The 21,453-nt window shown below is 66.4% G+C and carries 19 protein-coding genes; 9 read left to right on the forward strand and 10 right to left on the reverse strand.

Annotated elements, in window-relative coordinates; all coding sequences use genetic code 11:
* The first annotated feature begins 72 nt into the window (after nt 1-72).
* The 4 genes from waaF to CFB52_RS13800 all read left to right on the forward strand — a co-directional run bounded on the left by waaF (nt 73) and on the right by CFB52_RS13800 (nt 3,323).
* On the forward strand, nt 73-1,110 hold the full coding sequence (waaF, locus tag CFB52_RS13785; RefSeq protein ID WP_059578574.1) for a lipopolysaccharide heptosyltransferase II: 1,038 nt from the start codon (nt 73-75) through the stop codon (nt 1,108-1,110).
* A gap of 115 nt (nt 1,111-1,225) precedes the next feature.
* Entirely contained in the window at nt 1,226-1,672 is a 447-nt protein-coding gene (locus tag CFB52_RS13790; RefSeq protein ID WP_006477934.1) for a nuclear transport factor 2 family protein, read from the forward strand.
* Between the two features lie 33 nt (nt 1,673-1,705).
* Entirely contained in the window at nt 1,706-2,743 is a 1,038-nt protein-coding gene (locus tag CFB52_RS13795; RefSeq protein WP_099316783.1) for a hydrolase, read from the forward strand.
* Complete coding sequence (locus CFB52_RS13800; RefSeq protein ID WP_099316784.1) at nt 2,736-3,323, forward strand: DUF2946 family protein; 588 nt, start codon at nt 2,736-2,738, stop codon at nt 3,321-3,323. Before CFB52_RS13795 ends, CFB52_RS13800 begins: the two co-directional genes overlap by 8 nt.
* Before the next feature lie 39 nt (nt 3,324-3,362).
* Here the strand turns inward: CFB52_RS13800 and CFB52_RS13805 are convergent, their stop codons facing one another.
* Complete coding sequence (locus CFB52_RS13805) at nt 3,363-5,057, reverse strand: M48 family metalloprotease (RefSeq protein WP_060011305.1); 1,695 nt, start codon at nt 5,055-5,057, stop codon at nt 3,363-3,365.
* Between the two features lie 271 nt (nt 5,058-5,328).
* Here CFB52_RS13805 and moaC point away from each other — a divergent pair, with 271 nt between their 5' ends.
* The 5 genes from moaC to CFB52_RS13830 all read left to right on the forward strand — a co-directional run bounded on the left by moaC (nt 5,329) and on the right by CFB52_RS13830 (nt 12,212).
* Nucleotides 5,329-5,817 carry a cyclic pyranopterin monophosphate synthase MoaC gene (moaC, locus tag CFB52_RS13810; RefSeq protein WP_059643063.1) on the forward strand — a complete coding sequence of 163 codons (489 nt, stop codon included), beginning with the start codon at nt 5,329-5,331 and terminating at the stop codon, nt 5,815-5,817.
* A 120-nt stretch (nt 5,818-5,937) separates the two neighbouring features.
* Nucleotides 5,938-8,625, forward strand: a complete 2,688-nt coding sequence (locus CFB52_RS13815) for a type VI secretion system Vgr family protein (RefSeq protein ID WP_099316785.1) — start codon at nt 5,938-5,940, stop codon at nt 8,623-8,625.
* Nucleotides 8,618-9,523: a hypothetical protein gene (locus tag CFB52_RS13820; protein WP_059643057.1), complete on the forward strand. Its 906-nt coding sequence runs from the start codon at nt 8,618-8,620 to the stop codon at nt 9,521-9,523. The genes CFB52_RS13815 and CFB52_RS13820 overlap by 8 nt, the downstream gene beginning before the upstream one ends.
* A gap of 1 nt (nt 9,524) precedes the next feature.
* The gene (locus CFB52_RS13825) at nt 9,525-10,760 is read left to right on the forward strand and encodes a WD40/YVTN/BNR-like repeat-containing protein (protein ID WP_373680946.1); all 1,236 of its coding nucleotides are present in this window, start codon (nt 9,525-9,527) and stop codon (nt 10,758-10,760) included.
* Between the two features lie 303 nt (nt 10,761-11,063).
* On the forward strand, nt 11,064-12,212 hold the full coding sequence (locus CFB52_RS13830; RefSeq protein WP_099316963.1) for a glycosyl hydrolase: 1,149 nt from the start codon (nt 11,064-11,066) through the stop codon (nt 12,210-12,212).
* Nucleotides 12,213-12,241: 29 nt separating this feature from the next.
* Here the strand turns inward: CFB52_RS13830 and CFB52_RS13835 are convergent, their stop codons facing one another.
* The 9 genes from CFB52_RS13835 to recA form a co-directional block, all read right to left on the reverse strand.
* On the reverse strand, nt 12,242-12,592 hold the full coding sequence (locus CFB52_RS13835) for a TonB family protein (RefSeq protein WP_099316964.1): 351 nt from the start codon (nt 12,590-12,592) through the stop codon (nt 12,242-12,244).
* 452 nt (nt 12,593-13,044) lie between these two features.
* A complete protein-coding gene (locus CFB52_RS13840; protein WP_099316786.1) occupies nt 13,045-14,823 on the reverse strand; it encodes a Wzy polymerase domain-containing protein in 1,779 nt (592 codons plus the stop codon).
* Between the two features lie 155 nt (nt 14,824-14,978).
* Nucleotides 14,979-15,575 (reverse strand): pilin, encoded by a 597-nt coding sequence (locus tag CFB52_RS13845; protein WP_060315093.1) that lies wholly within the window; start codon nt 15,573-15,575, stop codon nt 14,979-14,981.
* Nucleotides 15,576-15,670: 95 nt separating this feature from the next.
* A complete protein-coding gene (locus CFB52_RS13850) occupies nt 15,671-16,375 on the reverse strand; it encodes a TerC family protein (RefSeq protein WP_099316787.1) in 705 nt (234 codons plus the stop codon).
* Between the two features lie 157 nt (nt 16,376-16,532).
* A complete protein-coding gene (sucD, locus tag CFB52_RS13855; RefSeq protein WP_006477916.1) occupies nt 16,533-17,414 on the reverse strand; it encodes a succinate--CoA ligase subunit alpha in 882 nt (293 codons plus the stop codon).
* 69 nt (nt 17,415-17,483) lie between these two features.
* Nucleotides 17,484-18,650, reverse strand: a complete 1,167-nt coding sequence (sucC, locus tag CFB52_RS13860; protein ID WP_006477915.1) for an ADP-forming succinate--CoA ligase subunit beta — start codon at nt 18,648-18,650, stop codon at nt 17,484-17,486.
* Nucleotides 18,651-18,718: 68 nt separating this feature from the next.
* Complete coding sequence (locus CFB52_RS13865; protein WP_050014576.1) at nt 18,719-19,327, reverse strand: DUF2889 domain-containing protein; 609 nt, start codon at nt 19,325-19,327, stop codon at nt 18,719-18,721.
* 146 nt (nt 19,328-19,473) lie between these two features.
* Nucleotides 19,474-20,355 carry a recombination regulator RecX gene (recX, locus tag CFB52_RS13870; RefSeq protein ID WP_059578603.1) on the reverse strand — a complete coding sequence of 294 codons (882 nt, stop codon included), beginning with the start codon at nt 20,353-20,355 and terminating at the stop codon, nt 19,474-19,476.
* A complete protein-coding gene (recA, locus tag CFB52_RS13875) occupies nt 20,355-21,425 on the reverse strand; it encodes a recombinase RecA (protein ID WP_059578606.1) in 1,071 nt (356 codons plus the stop codon). The genes recX and recA overlap by 1 nt, the downstream gene beginning before the upstream one ends.
* Nucleotides 21,426-21,453 lie beyond the last annotated feature (28 nt).

Consider the following 21,453-nt stretch of genomic DNA (forward strand, 5'->3'; position numbering starts at 1 on the left):
CCTTTCCCATTCTGGCAACCCGAACGCGGCGCCCGCGCGCCGTGCTTCATTACGACATCGGAAGTCGACCTGATGCGTCGAGCGCTGGTTATCGCACCGAACTGGATCGGTGACGCATTGATGGCGCAGCCGCTTTTTGCGCTGCTGAAGAAACTCCATCCCCGCATCGCGATCGATGCCGTCGCACCGTCGTGGGTCGCGCCCGTGCTCGAGCGGATGCCCGAGATCCACGATGTCCACGCGACCGATCTCGCGCACGGCAAGCTGCAGCTGCTGCGCCGCTGGCAGCTCGCGAGCGACCTGCGCGACGTCGGCTACGACGCGGCGTACGTGCTGCCGAATTCGCTGAAGTCCGCGGTGATCCCGTGGCTCGCGAACATCCCGCTGCGGATCGGCTATACGGGCGAGCACCGCTACGGGCTGCTGAACGTGCGGCACGCGAACCCCGACAAGTCGGGCGAGCGGCCGCCGATGACCACGCACTACGCGGCGCTCGCGTACGCGCCGGGCGCGAAGCTGCCCGAGTCGATGAAAACCCTGCCCGCGCCGCGCCTCGACGCCGACCTGAACGAGACGGCGCGCGTGTCCGCACGTTTCAATCTCGATACACGCAAGCCGCTCGTCGTGTTCTGCCCGGGCGCCGAATACGGCCCGGCCAAGCGCTGGCCGCCCGAGCACTTCGCGTCGCTCGCGACCATCGTCCATCAATCGTTCCCGTATACGCAGATCGTCGCGCTCGGCTCGCAGAAGGACGCCGCGGCCGCGCAGGCGATCGCCGACCACGCGCCGAACGTGCGCAACCTGTGCGGGCAGACGTCGTTGTCCGAGGCGTGCGCGCTGATCGCGCGCGCGAACGCCGTCGTCACCAACGATTCGGGGCTGATGCACGTCGCGGCCGCGTTGCGCCGGCCGCTCGTCGCGTTGTACGGATCGACCGATCCGCGCCATACCCCTCCGCTGTCGGACCTGGCGAAGGTACAATGGTTACATCTCGAATGCAGTCCCTGCTTCGAACGCGAGTGCCCGCTCGGCCACCTGAAGTGCCTGCGCGAACTCGGTCCCGAGCAGGTATTCGGCGATTTGCGCGGCATGCTCGTCGGGCAGCGCTGACCCTGGCCGGCAGCGCCGCACGGCGCGCCGGGCAATCCGATTCACCGGTGTGCGGCGGCTCCATCCGGGCCGCCGCGCTGAATACGGCGCGCGACGCGCGCGAGAGACAACCCCGATGCCACGTTTTGCCCGCCTCTTCGAAGCCGCTGCCGATACGCTGAACGCCTACTACCAGGCCGTCGCGGATGCCAATCTCGACGCGCTGCTGGCGTTGTGGATCGACGAGGATTTCGCCAGCTGCGTCTGGGCGGACGGCGAGCATCTGCACGGCCTCGACCAGATCCGCGGCGGGCTCGCCAACCGGCTCGCGACGCGCCCGGTCACGATCGAGCCGCTCGACATCCGCGTGTACGACAGCCTCGGCACGGTCGTCTATACGATCGCCGAAGCGCATCAGCAGGCCGACCTGACGGCCGAACCCGACATGGTTTTCGCGACGTACGTGATGATCCACGAACGTGGCGAGTGGCGGATCGCGCACATCCACGCGAGCCCGATTCCCGAACAGGCGGCCGGACAATTCGCCGCGAAGATCCGTCACGGGCAGGGTCCGCTGCACTGACGAAAAACGAAGCAACGCATTAGCGGGGCGATCATGAGTACGGCTTCTCCGCCCACCTCGCCGCTGACCGGGGCCCCGGCCCCCGCCGACGACACACTGCGCTATCGCGCACCGCGCTGGCTACCCAACAGCCATGTGCAAACCATCGTGCCCGCGCTGTTCGCGCGGCGTCCGGTTGTCGCCTACCGGCGAGAGCGATGGGAAACGCCCGACCACGACTTCATCGATCTCGACTGGGTCGCGCACCTCGACAGCGCGGCGCCGGCGCCCGACGCGCCGCTGTTCGTGCTGTTCCACGGCCTCGAAGGCAGCTCCGGCTCGCACTACGCGCTCGCGATGATGGCCGCCGCGCGCGCGAAGGGCTGGCACGCCGTCGTCCCGCACTTTCGCAGTTGCAGCGGCGAGATCAACCGCCAGCCGCGCTTCTACCATCTCGCGGACAGCGCCGAGGTCGACTGGATCCTGCGCCGGCTCGCCGGGCAGCATCGCGGGCCGCTGGTCGCGGCCGGCGTATCGCTCGGCGGCAACGTGCTGCTGCGCTGGCTCGGCGAGCATCGCAGCGACACGTCGATCGTGCGCGCCGCCGCCGCGATCTCGACGCCGATCGACGTGCACGCGGGCGGCCGCGCGCTGTCGCAGGGGTTCGCGATGGTCTACACGCGCAGCTTCCTGAAGACGCTGAAACGCAAGGGACTCGCGAAGCTCGAGCAGTATCCGGGGCTGTTCGACCGCGACGCGATGCTGCGGGCCGTGACGATGCGCGACTTCGACGAAGTCGTGACCGCACCGCTGCACGGCTTCGCGAACGCGGACGACTACTGGACACAGGCCACGACCCGCCCGCTGCTGCGCGCGATCGACGTGCCCACGCTGCTGCTCAACGCGCGCAACGATCCGTTCCTGCCCGAGTCCGCGCTGCCGAGCGCCGCCGACGTGTCGCCGGCCGTCGAGCTCGACCAGCCCGCGCACGGCGGCCATGCGGGCTTCATGACCGGCCCGTTCCCCGGCCGCCTCGACTGGCTGTCGGCGCGGGTGTTCGGTTATTGCTCGAAATTCGTCGACCATGGATGACATCGTCAGGCAGGCGCTCGCCAAATGGCCAAACGTGCCGCATTGCACCGGCTGGCTGCTGCTCGACCGGCGCGGCACATGGCGGCTGCGCGACGACGCGGCGCAGGCGGCCGGCGAGCTCGGCTCGCCGGTCCGGCATGCGGCGCTGAACGCGTTCATCGGCCGCAACTACGCATGCGACCCGCAGGGCCAGTGGTTCTTCCAGAACGGGCCGCAGCGCGTGTACGTCGAGCTCGCCTATACGCCGTGGATCGTGCGGCTCGCCGAACGCGACGGGCAGCTCGCGCTCACCGACCAGACGGGCGCCCCGTTCGAACCGGACGCAGCCTGGCTCGACGACGGCGGCGGCGTGCTGTTTCGCGAGGCCGGCACACCCCCGCGCATCGCGGCGCTGCACGATCACGATCTCGGGCTATTCGCCGATCACGCGGATTTCGATGCCGAGCCGCCCGTGCTGCGCTGGCGCGACGGCCGCACGCTGCCGCTCGGCAGCATCGCCTGCGCCGACGTGCCCGCGCGGTTCGGCTACGTCGCGAGCCCGGCGCGCCACGCACGCGACGCCGCCGGCAGCGGCAACTGACCCGCCGCGGCGCCGTCGGCGTTCGCCCCGTGGCGGCCGCTACCCGCGGCCGTTCTTCTCGTCGTCGCGCTCTTCCTTGTAGCGCGCCTCGAATTCCAGCAGCCGCGCGCCGATGATCGACTGCTCGTAGAACGACACGTCCTTCGCATCGCGCGCTTCCTTCAGTTGCCGGATCGCCGACGGCCACGCGCCGTCGAGCGCCAGTTTCTCCGCCAGCGCCCGGCGCCGCGCGAGCACGTCGCCCTTGCCGTCGCTCGCCTTCGCGAGGTAATCCCACCAGTCCGGCTGTTCGGGGTCGGCCTTCGCTTGCGCCCGGGCGAGCGTCTGCGCTTCGGCGAAACGGCGCGCGGCGAGCAGCGCCTGCAGGTGCGCGACGATCGCCGCGTGCGACGCCGGCCAGCGCCGCTGCGCGAGCGCCGAGAGCCGCACCGCGTCGTCGGTGCGGCCCGCGCGGCGGGCGATGTCGGCGGCCAGCACGTCGAGGCTCGGCGAACTCGTCGCCGGATCGTCGTCGCGCCGCTCGCGCGCGTCGAACGCGCCGCGCGCCGACGCGAGCGCCTTGTCCGCCGTGTCGTACTGGCCGAGCAGCGTGTTCGCGAGCGCGATGCCGTACCAGTTCGCCGCGACGTTCGGCGCGGTGCGATCGTCGATCTCGAGCTGCATCCGCCGCGCCTCGGCCGAGATGTCGGTCGGCGCCCGGTTCTGCAGCACGCGAAGACGCGCACGCACGAACCCGTATTCGGCCGACTGGCGCGGCTGCCGGTACGGCGCGCGGCGCGCGCGATCTTCCATGTCGGCAATCCGCTCGCCGGTCAGCGGGTGCGTGCGCGCATAGGCCGGCACGCCCGCATCGCCCATCGACGCGCGGTCGAGCCGCTCGAAGAAGCCCGGCATCCCGTACGGGTCGTAGCCGGCCCCCGCAAGCAGCTGGAAGCCGACGCGATCGGCCTCCCGCTCGGCCGACCGCGAGAAGCGCAACTGGTTGTCGACCGCATACGCCTGCCCGCCCATCGCGATCGCGCTGCCGAGATCGCCGCTGCGCGCGAGCACGCCGGCCAGCACGCCGAGCAGCATCGTCGCGAGCGCCGTGTAGCCGGTCTTCTCGTTCGCGCCGATCATCCGGGCGATGTGCCGCTGCAGCACGTGGCCCATCTCGTGGCCGACCACCGATGCGAGCTCCGATTCCGTCTGCGTCGTCACCACCAGCCCGCTGTTGATCCCGATGAAGCCGCCCGGCATCGAGAACGCGTTGATCTGCGGATCGCGTACCGCGAACAGGTCGAAGTCCGGCGTGTAGCCGCCGATGTAGCGCGCGGCCGCCGCGGCCGCGAGCCGCGCCGCCATCGCGTTCAGGTAGTCGCGCACGAGCCAGTCGTCGAGATAGTCGGGATCGCGCCGCACTTCGCGCATCACGCGCTCGCCGAGCCGGCGCTCGGCTCGCGGCGTCAGCGAACCGCCGGAGCCATCGCCGAGATCGGGCAGCTCCAGTGCACGCAGCGGCGCGCGCAAGCTCGCGACGGGCGCCGACGCACCGGCCGCGCCCGAGAATCGGCTCTCCGCGCCGCCGTATGTACCGAACACGCCGGTCGCGATGCCGGACGGCACGGTGGAAATCGACGTCCCGCCGCCGGCCGCCGGCTCGAGCGGTGGCGCGGATGCGCTCTGAGCATGGCCGCCCGGCGGCAGCGCGAGCGCCGCCGACAGCGACACGGCAAGCAACTGTTTGACACGCATGGCAGGATGAAAACGACGCCGTCCCGCGCGAGCGGTGCGCATCGCGGCGTTTGGTCTGAATATTCGGGTCATTGTACCGGCGCCGCGACGACTGTCCCGTGCCGCGCGTGCGTCATCTGCGCCCCCGGCGACGCAGACGCCGCTGCTATGATAGGCGCCCGTCGCGAGGCTGGATCGGTTCGCCGCGTCGGCATGGGTTCCGGTACCCGGCCGATCGCGAAGCAGCGATCGACGGACGTGCGCGCGCACTCCGTTCTCACAAGAGGAAGACATGTCAGGACTCACCCATTTCGATGCCGCCGGCCATGCGCACATGGTCGACGTCGGCGACAAGCAGGAAACCCGGCGCATCGCGATCGCGCGCGGCACGATCCGGATGCTGCCGGCCACGTTCGCGCTGATCCGCGACGGCAAGGCCAAGAAAGGCGACGTGCTCGGCGTCGCGCGCATCGCGGCGATCCAGGGTGCCAAACGCACGGCCGACCTCATCCCGCTGTGCCACCCGCTCGCGCTCACGCGCGTGGCCGTCGACTTCGAACTCGACGACGCGCTGCCGGCCGTGCATTGCGTCGTGCAGGTCGAGACGTTCGGCCGGACCGGCGTCGAGATGGAAGCGCTGACGGCCGTCCAGGTCGGGCTGCTGACCGTCTACGACATGTGCAAGGCCGTCGATCGCGGAATGGTGATCACCGACGTGAGCGTGCGGGAGAAACGCGGCGGGAAGTCGGGGGACTGGAAGGCGGAAGACGCGGCGGGCTGAACGGCCGGGCGCGGCCGGCCCGCAAATTCGAGATAAAGCCGTTTATCTCATACAATTACCGGATTCCGCACGAGAGAGCGTGCGAACCAGCAAAACAGCACAACAAAGCGAGCCCTGGTGATGAATTCGCAAGCGTCAAGAAGCGCGTTGCTGGCCGGACCGGTCCAGCACGAGCGCCTCGTCAAGCTGGATACCCCGCTCGGCCCTGACGTCCTGTTGCCGCAGCGGGTCACGGGCCGGTCGCGGCTCGGACGCCATTTCGAGTTCACCGTCGATACCGTGTCGGTATCCGACGACGTCGAACTCAAGAAACTGATCGCGCAGCCGGTGACGCTGTGGATCCAGCAGGCCGACCAATCGTACGCGCCACACCACGGCTACGTGCATGCGGTCCGACGGCTCGGATCGGACAGCGGCCTCACGCACTTTCAGGTCGTTTTTGCGTCGTTCCTGCACTTCCTGAAATTCCGCCGCGATCAGCGGATCTGGCAGGACCGGTCGGCAGACGACATCATCGCCGACGTGTTGAACCAGCACCCGCAGGCCAAGGGCCGCTTCACGTTCAAGCTCTACCAGCCGCTGCCGTCGCGCTCGTTCTGCATGCAATACGAGGACGACTGGAATTTCGTCCATCGCCTGATGGAATCGGAAGGCCTGTACGGTTTCTGGGAACAGGACGACGACGGCAAGTCGCACCGGCTCGTCATCGTCGATCGCCTCGATGCGTTGCCCGCGCTGTCGCCGCGAACCGTGCGCTTTCATCACGCGGGCGCGGGCGACGAAGCCGACACGCTCGTCCAGTTCGCCGGTACGCGCACGCTGCGAAGCGTCGCGCGCACTACGCGCACGTTCGACTACAAGCAGCCGCCCACCGCGTCGAATCCGAAGGCCACTCACACGCCGACGATCGCGAACCAGGGCGACCTGCCGGGGCAACTCGAAGTCTACGAATACACGGGTGCGTACACGTATCCCGAACAGTCGCGCGGCGACCATCTGTCGAAGATCTGGATGGAAGAACAGGAATCGCACGCCAAGCGCTTTCACGGTGTCGGCGGCGTGCGACGCATGGATGCGGGACGCACGTTCGAGTTCGCCGATCATCCCGAACACGACAAGGACGATGCCGGTCAACGCGAATTCGCCGTGATCGAGACGACGTGGGTCATCGTCAACAACCTGCCCGTGGCCGACGAGTCGGCCGTTTTCCCGCACAGCCTGCAGGCCGAGATCGGCCGCCTCATGCGGGAAACCGATAACGACCTGTCGCGCGTGCGGCATCCCGACGGCAGCGAGGGCTTCTTTCAGATCCGCATCGAAGCGCAGCGCACGACGGTGCCGTTCCGCAGCCCGTTCGAGCATGCGAAGCCGCCGATGCACCTGCAATCGGCGATCGTCGTCGCCCCGCAGGGCGAAGAGGTTCACACGGACGAGCTCAACCGGGTCAAGGTCCGATTCCACTGGGACCGCGTGAACGACGGCGACGAAAAGGCGTCGTGCTGGCTGCGCGCCACGGCGTCCGATTCGGGCAATGGCTACGGCGCCGTTCACCCGCACCGCGCCGGCGAGGAAGTGCTGGTCGATTTCCTCGGCGGCGACTGCGATCGCCCGATCGTCGTCGGCAAGGTCTACAACGGCGCGACGCGTCCGCAATGGCACAGCAACGGGCTCCTGTCCGGATACCGGTCAAAGGAATATGCGGGCGCCGGCTACAACCAGCTGGTGCTCGACGACGCGACCGCACAGAACCGCGTGCACCTGTACAGCAGCCAGGCCAACACGCACTTGCACCTCGGCTACCTGATCGACCACACGGGCAACAACCGCGGCAGCTATCTCGGCAGCGGCTTCGACCTGCGTTCCGACGCATACGGCGCGGTGCGCGCGAACCGCGGGCTGTATGTGACGACGCATCCGAAGCAGGCGGCAAGCCAGCCGCTCGACGTCGACGAGACGCGGGAGCAGCTCGTGCGCGCGCAAGGGCTGATCGACGCCATGTCGCAGGTCAGCGCGCAGCATCAGGGCGAATCGCTCGACGCCGGCCACACGGCGCTGAAGCAGTTCAGCGATGCGACGCAGCACAGCGTGGGCGGCAGCAGCGCCGGCGGCAGGACCGCAGGTGGCGGAACCGGCTCGGCCAATGCGTTCAAGGAGCCCGTGATGCTGTTCGGCAGCCCGGCCGGCATCGGGCTGTCCACGCAGCAATCCGCGCAATTTGCCGCGGACCAGCACATCAACCTCGTCAGCGGGCAAAGCACGCACGTCGCCGCCGGCAAATCGGTGATCGCCAGCGTCCTCGACCGGATCAGCCTGTTCGCGCAGAACGCGGGGATGAAGCTGTTCGCCGGCAAGGGCAAGGTCGAAGTGCAGGCGCAGGCGGACAACATCGAGCTGACCGCGCAGAAGGCGCTGAAGCTGATCGCCGTCACGCAATCGGTCGAGGGCGCCGCGGCGAAAGAAATCCTGCTGACGTCCGGCGGCGCTTATATCCGCATCGCGGACGGCAACATCGAGGTGCACGCGCCCGGCAAGATCGACATCAAGGGCGCGCAGCATGCGTTCAGCGGCCCCACCCACCTGTCGCAAACGATGCCGACGCTGCCGAACTCCAGCGGCAACTACGACCAGGCGTTCATCGCGCACTGGGCCGGCACCGACATTCCGGTCGCGAACACGCGGTACCAGATGTTCTCGAACGGCAAGCTGATCTCGGAGGGCGTCACCAACGCGGCAGGCGAAACCGGGCTCACGCAGAGCCACGTGCCGCACGACGTCGTCGTCAAGTTTCTGGGGAAATCGAATGGCTGACGGACAACACGACAAGGTGCTCGGGACAGGTGCGGCGATGCTCACCCCGACGGGATACCAGGATCGGCCGAAGGTGCAGATCAACATCTGCGACAAGCATGTGACGCCGGCGGCGGATTCCATTATTGGAACCTGTCCGTACTACTACCGGCCACTGCATGGCGAATACTGGGAAACGGTCGAAAAGGTCAGCACGTCGAGTATTTGGGCGACCGTCAAGAAATTCGCGACGTCATGGGATCCGTGGAAAGACACGAAAGTTGCCCGTGACCTGCTGCATCGGCGGGAGAACCTGATACAAGCCGAAAGCACCGATTCCGACTGGTCCCGCCACGGCAATTTCATGATGCGTCATATCGGGTGCGGGCATAAGCCGCCTGGATATTACGTGAGTTACGGTTACTACTACTGCTCGAATTACGGTAAATACCTGCTCCCGCAATTGAGCGACAAGGGCAAGGCGTGGCTTGCGAGCGCACGCTGGTTCCTGCAGCATTACCTGGAACAAGGTTTGCAGCAGAACATGCGCGGCGACACCATTTCGATCCGGGGCAAGAAGCCGAACAGCGGAAGCTGCTCGATGAACGTGCCGCAGTACTCGCTCGAACTGGACGACGACACCTTCAAGACATACGCGTTCAAGACCCACCCTCTCGCCTATCTCGACGGCGGTCTGGCCGGGCTCGGGCCTGTCGACATGTACTATATCCTCAAGCAACCTAACGCCCAGGAATGGGGCGATGTGAGGACGTTCTCCCAGGCATTCGACAGTGGTGTCGGCGTGGGCAAGCAATACGTCGACAATACCGTGGAATATGCAAAAAAGGCCGGTGATGCCGTCAACGAACATGTCATCGACCCTGTTGCACAGGCAATCGAAAAACTGATGCCGAAATGAAATGACGAAAAAATCCGTGAAGCTGTCGCTGGTTGCGGCAGTCGTGCTCATTGTCTTGATTGTCGGGTTCTCATATATGTCGAATGACTGGCAGGTCGTTTCCAACACTTTCATGAAGAACAGCAAGCCATACGGCGGGGGCGACTTCGTGATATCGGGAAACGAGGCGATCACGCTGAAGATCAGCGATCCTGAAATCACGTTCAAGCCTTACGCGGAATGGAGGGACAAGGAAAAAGCGGAGCCGGCCGAAGCCTGGATGAACGACAGTCGCGAAACGCTGAACCGGACGTCGGTCGAATTCTGGCGCGGCCCGGTGAACGGCGACATGACGCGCCATTTCAAGCAGGTGGGCCAGACCGCCGCCTGGTGGCACGCCAAGGACTGGACGGTCGAATTCATCAGCACCGGCTGGATGGACTACAAGTCGCCTCAGCCTGCCGATGGACTGACGCCGCAAGTGACCAAGCTCTGGAAGTCGTCCAACGGCGGACGCGACTGGGTGCAGCTCGCGTGGCCCGAAGACCGGAACATCGGCCGCCTGCTGTTTCTTGATCCGCAGCGCGGTTATGCGATCGGTTGGGGCCCGCACGTGTGGCGCACGTCCGACGGTGGTCAGTCGTGGCGGGAAATCGCACTGCCACCGGGTGCCGCGGAATCCGGCAAACCCCGCCGCACCTTTGACGGCATCGACCTTGGCCCGGACGGTACCTTGCGCGTGGCATACCACGTCGGGAAAACCGAGCAAGCTGCCGCCGGAAGCGTTGTCTATCGGCTCGGCTGGGAACAATCCGAGTTCGCGCTGGATGCCGTTTTGCCCGAACAGGTGGTCGTCAACCTGTCCTCGTCTCCAACCGCGTCGAATCGCTATGCGCTTTACGCGTTGTCGCGCCTCGGTGAACCGCGCAATTCCGGCGATCCCGCCGACAAAGGACAACGCGTCGGCGCCATTTCTACCTGGACGAACAGTGCACCCGAGCAGGTTCAGCAGTTGCATACGTTTGACGACAGACTGACGCTCGATAGCCTGAGCGTCGGCCGGGACGGATTGCTGCTCGTCTACGCAACCGACTCCAGCCGCAACGGCACACCGCTCGATCTCACGTTCGTCAGCAGCGACGCGGGAAAGACCTGGAACTCGAGCAGGGAGAAACTGACTCAGGGCGGATATTTCGATGCCCAAACGAACACGCTGTATTCACTGGTCGCCTATACGCTCAAGAAGCGGCAGTTCTGACCGTTCCGATGCGATGACCGCGGGGCTCCCGTCGCGATTCGGGCGTCGGCTCCGCGGCCTGCGGCCGATCCGAAATGACCGAGCAATGCGGGGCCCGGCCGCACGATCGCGACGCGACGCCTGCCCGAGCCGTCAGATACCGGTCCTGCCGAGTCGGTCGTGTCTCGGGGTAACCGCATATCCAATGAGATGCAAACACACACTCGCCGGATAGGGTTCGTCGTGAGCCTCGCCGTCCTGGCCGTGGTGACATTCAGTTATATCCGCTCCACGACGGATCGGGAGGCGATTTCGACGCACTTCATGCGGGACGACACGCCATACGGCGGCAACAGTTTCCGCATCAAGGGCAATGACGTGATGAGCGTCAAGCTCGCCAATCCCGTAGTAACGTTCAAGCCTCAGCCGGAATCGAACGAGCCGCAGCGGCCCGAGCCGACCGAAGCATGGATGAACGACACCGGCGAGTTGCTGAACCGCATGACGATCAGCTTCTTCCGCGGCACAATCGACGGCGGGATGAAGCGCCAATTCCAACAGGTCGGCCAGAATGCCGCCTGGTGGTACTCGCCAGACTGGATCGTTCAGTTCATCAGCACGTCATGGATGAACTACAAGGCTCCCGAGGCGCAAGGCGGCGACGCGCCACAAACCACCAAGCTGTGGAAATCGACCGATGGCGGCCAGACCTGGTCGCAACTTCGATGGCCCGCCAGCCAGAACATCGGCCGCCTGCTCTTTCTCGATCCGCAGCGCGGCTACGCGGCCGGCTGGGGCCCCCGCATATGGCGGACTTCGGACGGCGGAAACACGTGGCAAGCGGTCGACGTGCCGGCCGATGCACACGTCGAAAGCGAAACGCGCCAGGATTTCAATGAAATCAGCCTCGGCCCGGACGGGGTTCTGCGGATCGCCTACGCTGTCGCACAGACTGCCGACGCACCGGCTCACAGCGTGGTCGCCCGGCTCGACTGGGGGCGGCACGCATTCGTGACGGATACCGTGCTGCCAGGCCAGGTCATCACTGCGCTCGACACCACGCCGACCACACCGGAATCGGGATCACGTTATTCGGTGTACATACTGTCGCGTCTCGACAAGTCGCAAAATGGAGAGGCTCACGACAATGGCCGCCGGACGGGCGCCATTTCCACGTGGACGACCGACCATCCCGAGGCCGTGCAGCAACTGCGCACGTTCGACGAGAAGCTCACGCTCGACGGTATGAGCGTCGGTCGCGACGGCCTCCTGCTCGTTTACGCAACCGATCCGAACTCCGGAAGCGGCGGTACCGGCGGCGGCGCCCCGATCGACCTGACGTTCAGCAGCACCGACGCCGGCAAGTCTTGGAATAAAACGATCGACAAGACCGCACATGGCGCCTACTTCGACGCGCAGACCAACACGCTGTACCGGCTGCACGGCTATACGCTCAAGAAGCGAACCTTCTGAGCGCGCGCCGTCTGCCACGGTGCCTCGCCTCACTGGCCACGTGACGGCTCGAACACGAACGGTTGCGTGAGCAGGAACGGATTCGCGGTCGCGCCCGTCTGCGTGCAACTCGCGTGCGTCATCGCCTCGACGGCCGCGCGATCGGCCGCCGCATTGCGGCTGCTCGTCGTCACGGTCACGTTCTGCGCTTCGCCGGACGCCGTCATCAATGCGCGCACCAGCACGGTCGCCTGGCGCGTGAGCGGCTTCGCGGTATCCGGATAGACCGCGCGCGGAATGTGGCAGGTCAGCTTGCTTTCCTGCGACGACGTCAGCATCGCGCAGCCGGAAAACAGCATCGTGACGGCGGGCAGGATCAGGTAGGTCGAGCGGATAGCCATGGTCGAATATCGTTCTTGAGTACTGGTCTGGGCACGCGCGCCGCGCGACGGAAGCCTTCCCCGGCCGCGCCGCGTGTGTTGCACCGCGCCGCGGCCATCGGACCGGCGCCCCGTTACGGCCGCACGGCCGAGCGACGCTCGACCGCGATCCTGTTCGTGGAATGTCCCGGATAGCCGCGGGCGTTTTCTACGCTCGCACCGGTTAGCCCCGCGCCGCTTTCATGCGAGCGCTTTCGCGCATTGTGCACGCGCCACCCGGTCAACGGCGGCGATTTGACAATGGTTGACGCGAATCGCCGCCCATTCGAGCGGAATCCACGCGATCCGCGATGTAATCGATACCCGACCGGCGTGGCGCGTTGCGCGTGCACCGGGCCGCGGGGCCCGACGTCGATCCGCCTTCATCGCAACCGATAGACGCCGGTATTCCCCGTGCCGGCACGCGCAGCCGGTCAATCCGAATCGTCGTCGTCCGAGTCGTCGCCCGCGTCGGCCGGCGCTTCCCCGTACTTTGCTGCCAGTGCGGCCCGGAACGTCTTCAGCGTGGGCTCGTCATCGCACAGCTTGTACAACGCGGCCAGCTGTTGCGGCCAGTCCTTCAATTCCTTTGCAAACACATGCAGGCGCGCGACGGTATCGAGCGCGTCGGCTTCGCGGCCGGCCAGCGCCTGCAGCACCGCGTAGCGGCGCAGCACCGTCTCGCCCGGCAGCAGCGCGATCGCGCGCTCGTGCGCGGCGAGCTTGAGCGGCAGGTTCTCCGACGAAATGGTGAGCAGCGTCGCCGCACCGTAATCGCCCCACGCGCCGAACAGCCGCGACGGCGCATCGCGATACTGCGCGGCCGGGCTGCTGCCGTAATAGAGCACTTCCGCGCGCTGGTAGTCACGCAGCACCGGCACCGCCGCCAGCACGCCACCGAACGACAGCACCGCGAACAGCCCGAATGCCGCGCGCCCCGGCAGGATGCGCAGCGGCTTCACGTCGAGCAGCCCGATCACGAACATCGCCGGCAGCAGGAAGAACATGTATTGCTGCGGATACTCGACCAGCGCATGCATCAGCAGGATGCCGATCAGCGCGAAACCGAACACGCGCATGCTCGACTGCGGCGCCCGCACCGCGCGCACGAACCACGCGACGAGCGTGACGGCGAGCACGCCGAGGCCGACCAGACCAGACTTCGCGAGCAGATCGATGAAGATGTCGTGCGAGTTGTTCGCGATCTCGACGCCGCCGAGCGTGCGCGCGAGCGCAAACTGGTGCGACGGGAATTCGCCCCAGCCGACCCCGAGCAGCGGATGCTCGCGGAACATCGCGAGCCCGTACTTCCACAGCGCGAGGCGCGGCGCGATCTGCCCGGCGTCGCGCATCCGGTCGGCTGCCGACTCCGCGAGATTCAGGTGGTAGTGCACGTTGGCCCAGCGCACCGCGACGTTCACCGCGATGAATGCAACGGCGAGCACGACCGGGATCAGCCACGCACGCGCATTGCCCTGCGTGCGGCGCGATTCGACCCACGCCATCCAGAACCCCGCGACGACCATCACCGCGACCTGCAGCCACGGCCCGCGCGACACCGTCAGCGCGAGGCCGACCGACAGCACGATCGACAGCGCGAGCCATGCCCACACCGCGAGCCGGCGGGTCTGCACCAGATACAGCGCGCCCGCCATCGCGAACGCGATATAGGTGGCCAGATGGTTCGCCTGCGCCATGTTGCCGTACGGACGGCGGTCGACCGCGATGTTGTACACCACGACGAACGGCGAGACAGCCGACTCGAGGTGGAACAACTGCACGATCTGCGTGCCGACCGCGAACACGCCGCCGACGAGCAGCGCACCGGCCATCATCCGCGACACGGTTTCCGCGATCCCGTCGCGCGCGAGCGCGTAGCCGGCCTGCATCGCGACGAGCGCCGCGGCCAGATAACCGAGCGCCAGCCAGTTCATCGACGGCACCTTGAGCGGGATCAGCGCCAGTTGCGCGATCAGCACCACCGCGAAGCCAATCGGCACGACGAACGCAGCCGGCGCCGCGAACGGCTTGACCGGCCGGCCCGTGCGCGCGAGCAGCACGACCGATACGCCCAGCAACAGATACAGCACGAGCGCGGAAAACTCGGAATAGAAGGTCGGGATCGGATACGTGTGATTCGTGATCGCATACGGCACGATCAGGGCGACAGCCAGCGCAACGAGCGACAACGAACGGGAAAAGGTAGAAGGCATGAGCGAACCGGGTGTCAGCAACCGGCGCACTATACAAAACTTTCCCCGCTCTGTGCGGCGCACGCGCGATGAACCGCGGCGCGGCCGCCGCCGCATCGGACACGCGGCGGCCGGCTTTGCGCACGGGCCACCGCCCTTCCATACCGGCGGCGGCGCTACGCACGGCACTCCGCGGGCGCATATTTCGCGGGCAGCGTCGCGGCGTTACCCGGCAACGGCCCCGCTCCCGGCGCGGGCAGCGACGATGCCTCCTTGCCGGCGGCGAAACATTCCCACGCGATCGCGCCCGCCTGTATCGCCCCCTTTTTGAGCGGTACGCGCGCGGTGGGCGCATCGGCCTTGTCCGGCGCCGACGGCACGAGCACCAGCGTATTCGCGCCGGCCGCGGCGACGCGGGGGGTAAACGCGACCGTGATCTGGCCGGTGGCGCCGTCGATCGCAACCGATTCGACGTTGCGGGTCGCGGCAGGCGGGCTGTAGCCGCCATCGAGGCTCGCGCCGCTCGCCGCGTTGTCGGCGACCGCGAGCCGCGCCGACGACGCGAGCGCAAGGCCCTCGCCGACGCGCGACCGCGCGAGGTAATCCTGGTACGCGGGAATTGCATAGGCGGCGACGACGCCGACGATCGCCAGCACGATCATCAGTTCGATCAGCGTGAAGCCAGCCGGTCGCCAGCGCGGCGACGGCCGGTTCGCGCGCCGCAGGTCGGCGGCAATGCGACGAAACAGGGAAACGGAAAAAGCTTCGAACATGACAGGCTCCGGAAACGAAAAACGCCTGCCGATACAGGCAGGCGTCTCGATCGTAGCCAGCGGGCCGCGAAGCCGACAGTCGGCCGGATGGCCAGTCAGGGCGCGTGCGTCACGCCGCGACGCTTCCTGAGCGCGTAACCGATCGCCACGACGAACAGGGCGCCGGCGATGCTCGCGCCATAGACCACCGGTGGCGTATCGAGCACCGGCCAGCGGTCGCCGACCGGGTCGTTCACGATCAGCCCGCCCGCGATCCAGCCGAGCAGCCCGGCGCCGAGCGCCACGACGACCGGGAAACGGTCGAGCAGCTTCAGCACCAGCGTGCTGCCCCAGACGATGATCGGCACGCTGACGACGAGCCCGAAGATCACGAGCGCGAGCCGGTGCGACGGGTCGGCCTGCTCGGCCGCGCCGGCGATCGCGATCACGTTGTCGAGGCTCATGACCGCATCGGCGATCACGATCGTCTTCACGGCATCCCACAGCCGGTCGGCCGGTTTGATGTTGTCGTGCGCGTCGGCGGCCGGCGCCATCAGTTTGATGCCGATCCACAGCAGCAACAGCCCGCCGCCGAATTTCAGGAACGGTACGTCGAGCAGCGCGACCGCGAACGTGATCAGCGCGACACGCAGCAGGATCGCCCCCGCGGTGCCCCAGACGACGCCGCGCAGCCGCTGGTTCGCCGGCAGGTTGCGGCACGCAAGCGCGATCACGACCGCGTTGTCGCCGCCGAGCAGGATATCGATGATGACGATCTGGAGAATGGCGCCCCAGTGCAGCGAGGTCAGGAATTCGAGCATGGAGGTGAGGAAAGGACAACGGCCGCCTCGCGGGCGACCCGGTTCATCGCCGGCACATGCATGACGCATGCCCGGTGCTTACGAATTCATTGCGGGAGCATAACAAAAAACGCCGGCAAAGCCGGCGTTTTCTGCAGGACGAGCCCAACGGAAACAATTACAGCGCCTTCTTCAGCAGACGGCCCATTTCCGACGGGTTGCGCGTGACGGTGATGCCGCACGCTTCCATGATTTCCAGCTTCGCTTCGGCCGTATCCGCACCGCCCGAGATCAGCGCGCCGGCGTGGCCCATGCGCTTGCCCGGAGGCGCCGTGACGCCCGCGATGAAGCCGACGACCGGCTTCTTCATGTTGTCCTTGATCCACTCGGCGGCATTGGCTTCGTCCGGACCGCCGATTTCGCCGATCATCACGACCGCATCCGTATCCGGATCGTCGTTGAACATCTTCATCACGTCGATGTGCTTCAGGCCGTTGATCGGGTCGCCGCCGATACCGACTGCCGACGACTGGCCGAGGCCGAGTGCCGTCAGCTGCGCAACCGCTTCGTACGTCAGCGTGCCCGAACGCGACACGACGCCGATGCGGCCCTTGCGGTGGATGTGACCCGGCATGATGCCGATCTTCAGCTCGTCCGGCGTGATCGTGCCCGGGCAGTTCGGCCCGAGCAGCAGCGTCTTGCGGCCTTCGCGACGCATGCGGTCCTTCACTTCGATCATGTCGCGCACGGGGATGCCTTCCGTGATGCAGATCGCGAGATCGAGGTCGGCTTCGACCGCTTCCCAGATCGCAGCGGCCGCGCCTGCCGGCGGCACGTAGATGACCGACACGGTCGCGCCGGTTTCCGCCTTCGCTTCCTTGACGCTCGCGTAGATCGGAATGCCTTCGAAATCTTCGCCGGCCTTCTTCGGGTTCACGCCCGCGACGAATGCTTCGCGGCCGTTTGCGTATTCACGGCAGGCGCGCGTATGGAACTGACCGGTCTTGCCGGTAATGCCCTGCGTGATGACCTTCGTGTCCTTGTTGATCAGAATCGACATGTATTTTGACCTCTGTTCGATGGGCGTCGCGTGCAAGCCGCGCCGCCATACGTGTTCATTAGCGCGTGCTTACTTGCCTGCGGCAGCCGCGACGACCTTCTGCGCGGCTTCTTCCATGCTGTCGGCCGAGATGATCGGCAGGCCCGAATCGGCCAGCATCTTCTTGCCGAGGTCCTCGTTCGTGCCCTTCATGCGCACGACGAGCGGCACGTTCAGGTTCACGGCCTTCGAACCGGCGATCACGCCTTCCGCGATCACGTCGCAGCGCATGATGCCGCCGAAGATGTTCACGAGGATCGCCTTCAGGTCCGGGTTCTTCAGCATCAGCTTGAACGCTTCCGTGACCTTCTCGGTCGTCGCGCCACCGCCGACGTCCAGGAAGTTCGCCGGCTCGCCGCCGAACAGCTTGATGGTGTCCATCGTCGCCATCGCGAGGCCCGCGCCGTTCACGAGGCAGCCGATGTTGCCGTCGAGCGAGATGTACGCGAGGTCGAACTTCGACGCTTCGATTTCAGCCGGATCTTCTTCGTCCAGATCGCGGTACGCGACGATTTCCGGGTGACGGAACAGCGCGTTCGAATCGAAGTTGAACTTCGCGTCGAGTGCGGTGACCTTGCCGTCGCCGGAGACGTTCAGCGGGTTGATTTCAGCCAGCGAAGCGTCGGTTTCCCAGAATGCCTTGTACAGGCCTTGCAGGATCGCGCGCGCTTGCGGAATCGACGCAGCCGGCACGCCGATCTTCGCGGCGAGGTCGTCGGCCTGCGCGTCCAGCAGGCCCGTCGACGGCTCGACGATGACCTTGTGGATCAGTTCCGGGTGCTTTTCGGCGACTTCCTCGATGTCCATGCCGCCTTCGCTCGAACCCATCAGCACGATCTTCTGCGAGATGCGGTCGACGACGAGGCTGACATACAGTTCCTGCTTGATGTCGGCGCCTTCCTCGATCATCAGACGGTTGACCTTCTGGCCTTCGGGGCCCGTCTGGTGCGTGACGAGCTGCATGCCGAGGATCTGGTTCGCGTATTCGCGCACCTGTTCGATCGACTTCGCCACCTTCACGCCGCCGCCCTTGCCACGGCCGCCCGCGTGAATCTGAGCCTTCACGACCCATACCGGGCCGCCGAGCTCTTCCGCCACCTTGACGGCCTCGTCAACCGAGAACGCCGGCTTGCCGCGCGGTACCGCGACTCCGAATTTCCGCAGGATTTCCTTACCCTGGTACTCGTGAATCTTCATGCGTGATTCCCTTCAGTCTGAGAGTTGGATGAAAAGTCGCTTAAGACGCTTCTTCGAATGATTTCCGTTCATTCCTTCGTGCTGCCTTCACCGGGCAGATCCGGCCGAATCGGGCCGTACCAGCGCGGGTAGTACTGCCGCACGACCTCGCCGTCGAATCGCAGCGCCCGGCAGCGGCCGAGCTGGAAAGGCGGTTCGGCGTGCACGCCGTCATGGTCCGGCCCTTCGCCGCCCTCCTCGCGCACGTTCCACACATCACCGGCGAACGCCTGGATCGCGGCCGTCGGCAGCACGGCGCACAGTTCGGTGAGATGGGAACAGCCGGCGACGCCGGCGAGCAGCCGGTTCGCGTTGCGGCGGAAATTGCGGAAGAGGTTGAGCCCGATGAGGGCCCGATAGGCGGGAGAAGCGGATTGACAGTGACCGGGATAGGGAACCCATTCCGAAGACGCTTCGGCGTCGACGACATTGAGGTCACGATCGATGGTCACGCGTAGCCAGAGTTCGTGGATCGGCAGGCCCTGGGGCCGGATGCCCGACGCAAGCGCGACATCGCGCGGCTTGTGGTCGGTCAGGCAGGCTTCGATGTCCCACAAGCCGTCGCCGCGCTCGTAGGCTTCCGCTCGGATTGCGCGTCGATGTCGCAACTGACGGGGCACGGGCTCGGATAGCGGCATGCTGGAGGTTGAGGCCGAAGAGGAAAACCCGTGGATTTTAGCATATTGGGTATTTGAGACATCCGGCCTCGACGGCGGGTATTCCCGCCTGTCCGGAAGCGGTTGCGATGCAGCAAAATCGCGCGCCCCGCGCGCGACCGGGCGGCTCAGTCGTCGAGCGGGAAATCGTCGCCGACCTTCAGCAACTTCACGATGGTCGCGCTCGAGAAGCCGCGCGCGGCAAGGAAGCGCGCCTGCTTCGCGCGCTCGGCGGGCGTTTGCGGCAGCGCACCGAATTTCTTGCGCCACACGGCCTGCGCGCGCGTCAACTCGGTCTCGCGCAATTGGGCATTCACCGCTTCGACGAGGCTGTCGCCGACCGCATGGCGCTTCAGTTCGCTGACGATGCGCGCGACGCCGACGCGCGACGCGCGGCGATGCACGAGACTCTCGGCGAAGCGCGCGTCGGACAGCCAGCCTTCCTGTTCCAGCGCATCGAGCACCGGTTCGACGGACTCGTCTTCGCCGACGTAGGGGGCGAGCTTGCGCGCAAGCTCCGCGCGGCTGTATTCGCGCCTTGACAGATAACCGAGCGCACGGCCCTTCAACGACCGCGGCGGTTTCGACGGCTTGCGCTCGCCTACGCCCGACGCGTCGCTCGAAGCAGCGCCGCGGGAAGATGCGCCGGCAGTGCGACGTATGCGGCGCGGATGCTGGCTGCTGCGCGTATAGACATCTTCCGTCGCGGGCGCATCGGCTGCGCGATCGTCCGGGACGCGATCGCCCGGGAAGCGGACACCGGACACGCGACGGCGGGAGCGGTCGTGCGCGTCGAACGACTCATCGTCGTCGAACGGGTCGTCCGGTGCGGCAATCTCAAACGAAACGAGGGCATCGTCGGATGCCCTCGTCGCGGTGCGGTTCGCGGCGTTGCCGCCTGCGCCCCGCCGGTCGGCGCCCGAGGATCCGGCTCGCCGCCCGGAGCGACCCGCCGTTTCGGGCGTGTCGTGCTCCGCCGGCTCGCCAGCCTGACCTCGGCGCGCAACCATCACTCTTCTTCGTCCATCGCCTCGGCTTCGTTGACTACGCCATCGGGCATCGCGACGACACCGAGCGATTCGCGGATGCGGTTCTCGATCTCGCGCGCGATTTCCGGATTTTCGCGCAGGAATTCACGCGCGTTGTCCTTGCCCTGGCCGATCTTCTCGCCGTTGTAGCTGTACCAGGCGCCCGCCTTGTCGACGATCTTCGCCTGCACGCCGAGATCGATGATCTCGCCCTGGCGCGAAATGCCTTCGCCGTACAGGATGTCGAAGATCGCTTCGCGGAACGGCGGCGATACCTTGTTCTTGACGACCTTCACGCGGGTTTCGTTGCCGATCACCTCGTCGTTCTTCTTGATCGAGCCGATCCGGCGGATATCGAGACGCACCGACGAGTAGAACTTCAGCGCGTTGCCGCCCGTCGTGGTTTCCGGGTTGCCGAACATCACGCCGATCTTCATCCGGATCTGGTTGATGAAGATCACGAGGCAGTTCGTGCGCTTGATCGTGCCGGTCAGCTTGCGCAGCGCCTGCGACATCAGGCGAGCCTGCAGACCCGGCAGCGAATCGCCCATCTCGCCTTCGATTTCGGCCTTCGGCACGAGCGCCGCGACGGAGTCGATGACGATCATGTCGATCGAGCCCGAGCGCACCAGCGCGTCGGTGATTTCGAGCGCCTGCTCGCCGGTGTCCGGCTGCGAGATCAGCAGCTCCGGCACGTTCACGCCGAGCTTCGCGGCATATTGGACGTCGAGCGCGTGCTCGGCGTCGATGAACGCCGCGGTGCCGCCCAGCTTCTGCAGCTCGGCGATGACCTGCAGCGTGAGCGTGGTTTTACCGGACGATTCCGGACCGTAGATCTCGACCACCCGGCCGCGCGGCAGGCCGCCGACGCCCAGTGCGATATCGAGACCCAGCGAGCCCGTGGAGACGACCTGGATATCCTCGGCCGCTTCGCCGTCGCCCATGCGCATGATCGAGCCTTTGCCGAACTGCTTCTCGATCTGCGCGAGTGCGGCCGCCAGCGCCTTGCTCTTCTCGGCGGTCATCCCGGAGCCCTTCTTGCTATCTTCCATGAATCGTCCTTTGCTATGATGAGCAGCG

This window comes from Burkholderia sp. AU18528, assembly GCF_002223215.2.
Classification (GTDB): domain Bacteria; phylum Pseudomonadota; class Gammaproteobacteria; order Burkholderiales; family Burkholderiaceae; genus Burkholderia; species Burkholderia semiarida.

What these genes read in the sequence shown, in the direction of transcription:
- waaF (WP_059578574.1), top strand. Translation starts at nt 73, where the DNA reads ATGCGTCGAGCGCTGGTTATCGCACCGAACTGGATCGGTGACGCATTG.
- CFB52_RS13790 (WP_006477934.1), top strand. Translation starts at nt 1,226, where the DNA reads ATGCCACGTTTTGCCCGCCTCTTCGAAGCCGCTGCCGATACGCTGAAC.
- CFB52_RS13795 (WP_099316783.1), top strand. Translation starts at nt 1,706, where the DNA reads ATGAGTACGGCTTCTCCGCCCACCTCGCCGCTGACCGGGGCCCCGGCC.
- CFB52_RS13800 (WP_099316784.1), top strand. Translation starts at nt 2,736, where the DNA reads ATGGATGACATCGTCAGGCAGGCGCTCGCCAAATGGCCAAACGTGCCG.
- CFB52_RS13805 (WP_060011305.1), bottom strand. Translation starts at nt 5,057, where the DNA reads ATGCGTGTCAAACAGTTGCTTGCCGTGTCGCTGTCGGCGGCGCTCGCG.
- moaC (WP_059643063.1), top strand. Translation starts at nt 5,329, where the DNA reads ATGTCAGGACTCACCCATTTCGATGCCGCCGGCCATGCGCACATGGTC.
- CFB52_RS13815 (WP_099316785.1), top strand. Translation starts at nt 5,938, where the DNA reads ATGAATTCGCAAGCGTCAAGAAGCGCGTTGCTGGCCGGACCGGTCCAG.
- CFB52_RS13820 (WP_059643057.1), top strand. Translation starts at nt 8,618, where the DNA reads ATGGCTGACGGACAACACGACAAGGTGCTCGGGACAGGTGCGGCGATG.
- CFB52_RS13825 (WP_373680946.1), top strand. Translation starts at nt 9,525, where the DNA reads ATGACGAAAAAATCCGTGAAGCTGTCGCTGGTTGCGGCAGTCGTGCTC.
- CFB52_RS13830 (WP_099316963.1), top strand. Translation starts at nt 11,064, where the DNA reads ATGCGGGACGACACGCCATACGGCGGCAACAGTTTCCGCATCAAGGGC.
- CFB52_RS13835 (WP_099316964.1), bottom strand. Translation starts at nt 12,592, where the DNA reads ATGGCTATCCGCTCGACCTACCTGATCCTGCCCGCCGTCACGATGCTG.
- CFB52_RS13840 (WP_099316786.1), bottom strand. Translation starts at nt 14,823, where the DNA reads ATGCCTTCTACCTTTTCCCGTTCGTTGTCGCTCGTTGCGCTGGCTGTC.
- CFB52_RS13845 (WP_060315093.1), bottom strand. Translation starts at nt 15,575, where the DNA reads ATGTTCGAAGCTTTTTCCGTTTCCCTGTTTCGTCGCATTGCCGCCGAC.
- CFB52_RS13850 (WP_099316787.1), bottom strand. Translation starts at nt 16,375, where the DNA reads ATGCTCGAATTCCTGACCTCGCTGCACTGGGGCGCCATTCTCCAGATC.
- sucD (WP_006477916.1), bottom strand. Translation starts at nt 17,414, where the DNA reads ATGTCGATTCTGATCAACAAGGACACGAAGGTCATCACGCAGGGCATT.
- sucC (WP_006477915.1), bottom strand. Translation starts at nt 18,650, where the DNA reads ATGAAGATTCACGAGTACCAGGGTAAGGAAATCCTGCGGAAATTCGGA.
- CFB52_RS13865 (WP_050014576.1), bottom strand. Translation starts at nt 19,327, where the DNA reads ATGCCGCTATCCGAGCCCGTGCCCCGTCAGTTGCGACATCGACGCGCA.
- recX (WP_059578603.1), bottom strand. Translation starts at nt 20,355, where the DNA reads ATGGTTGCGCGCCGAGGTCAGGCTGGCGAGCCGGCGGAGCACGACACG.
- recA (WP_059578606.1), bottom strand. Translation starts at nt 21,425, where the DNA reads ATGGAAGATAGCAAGAAGGGCTCCGGGATGACCGCCGAGAAGAGCAAG.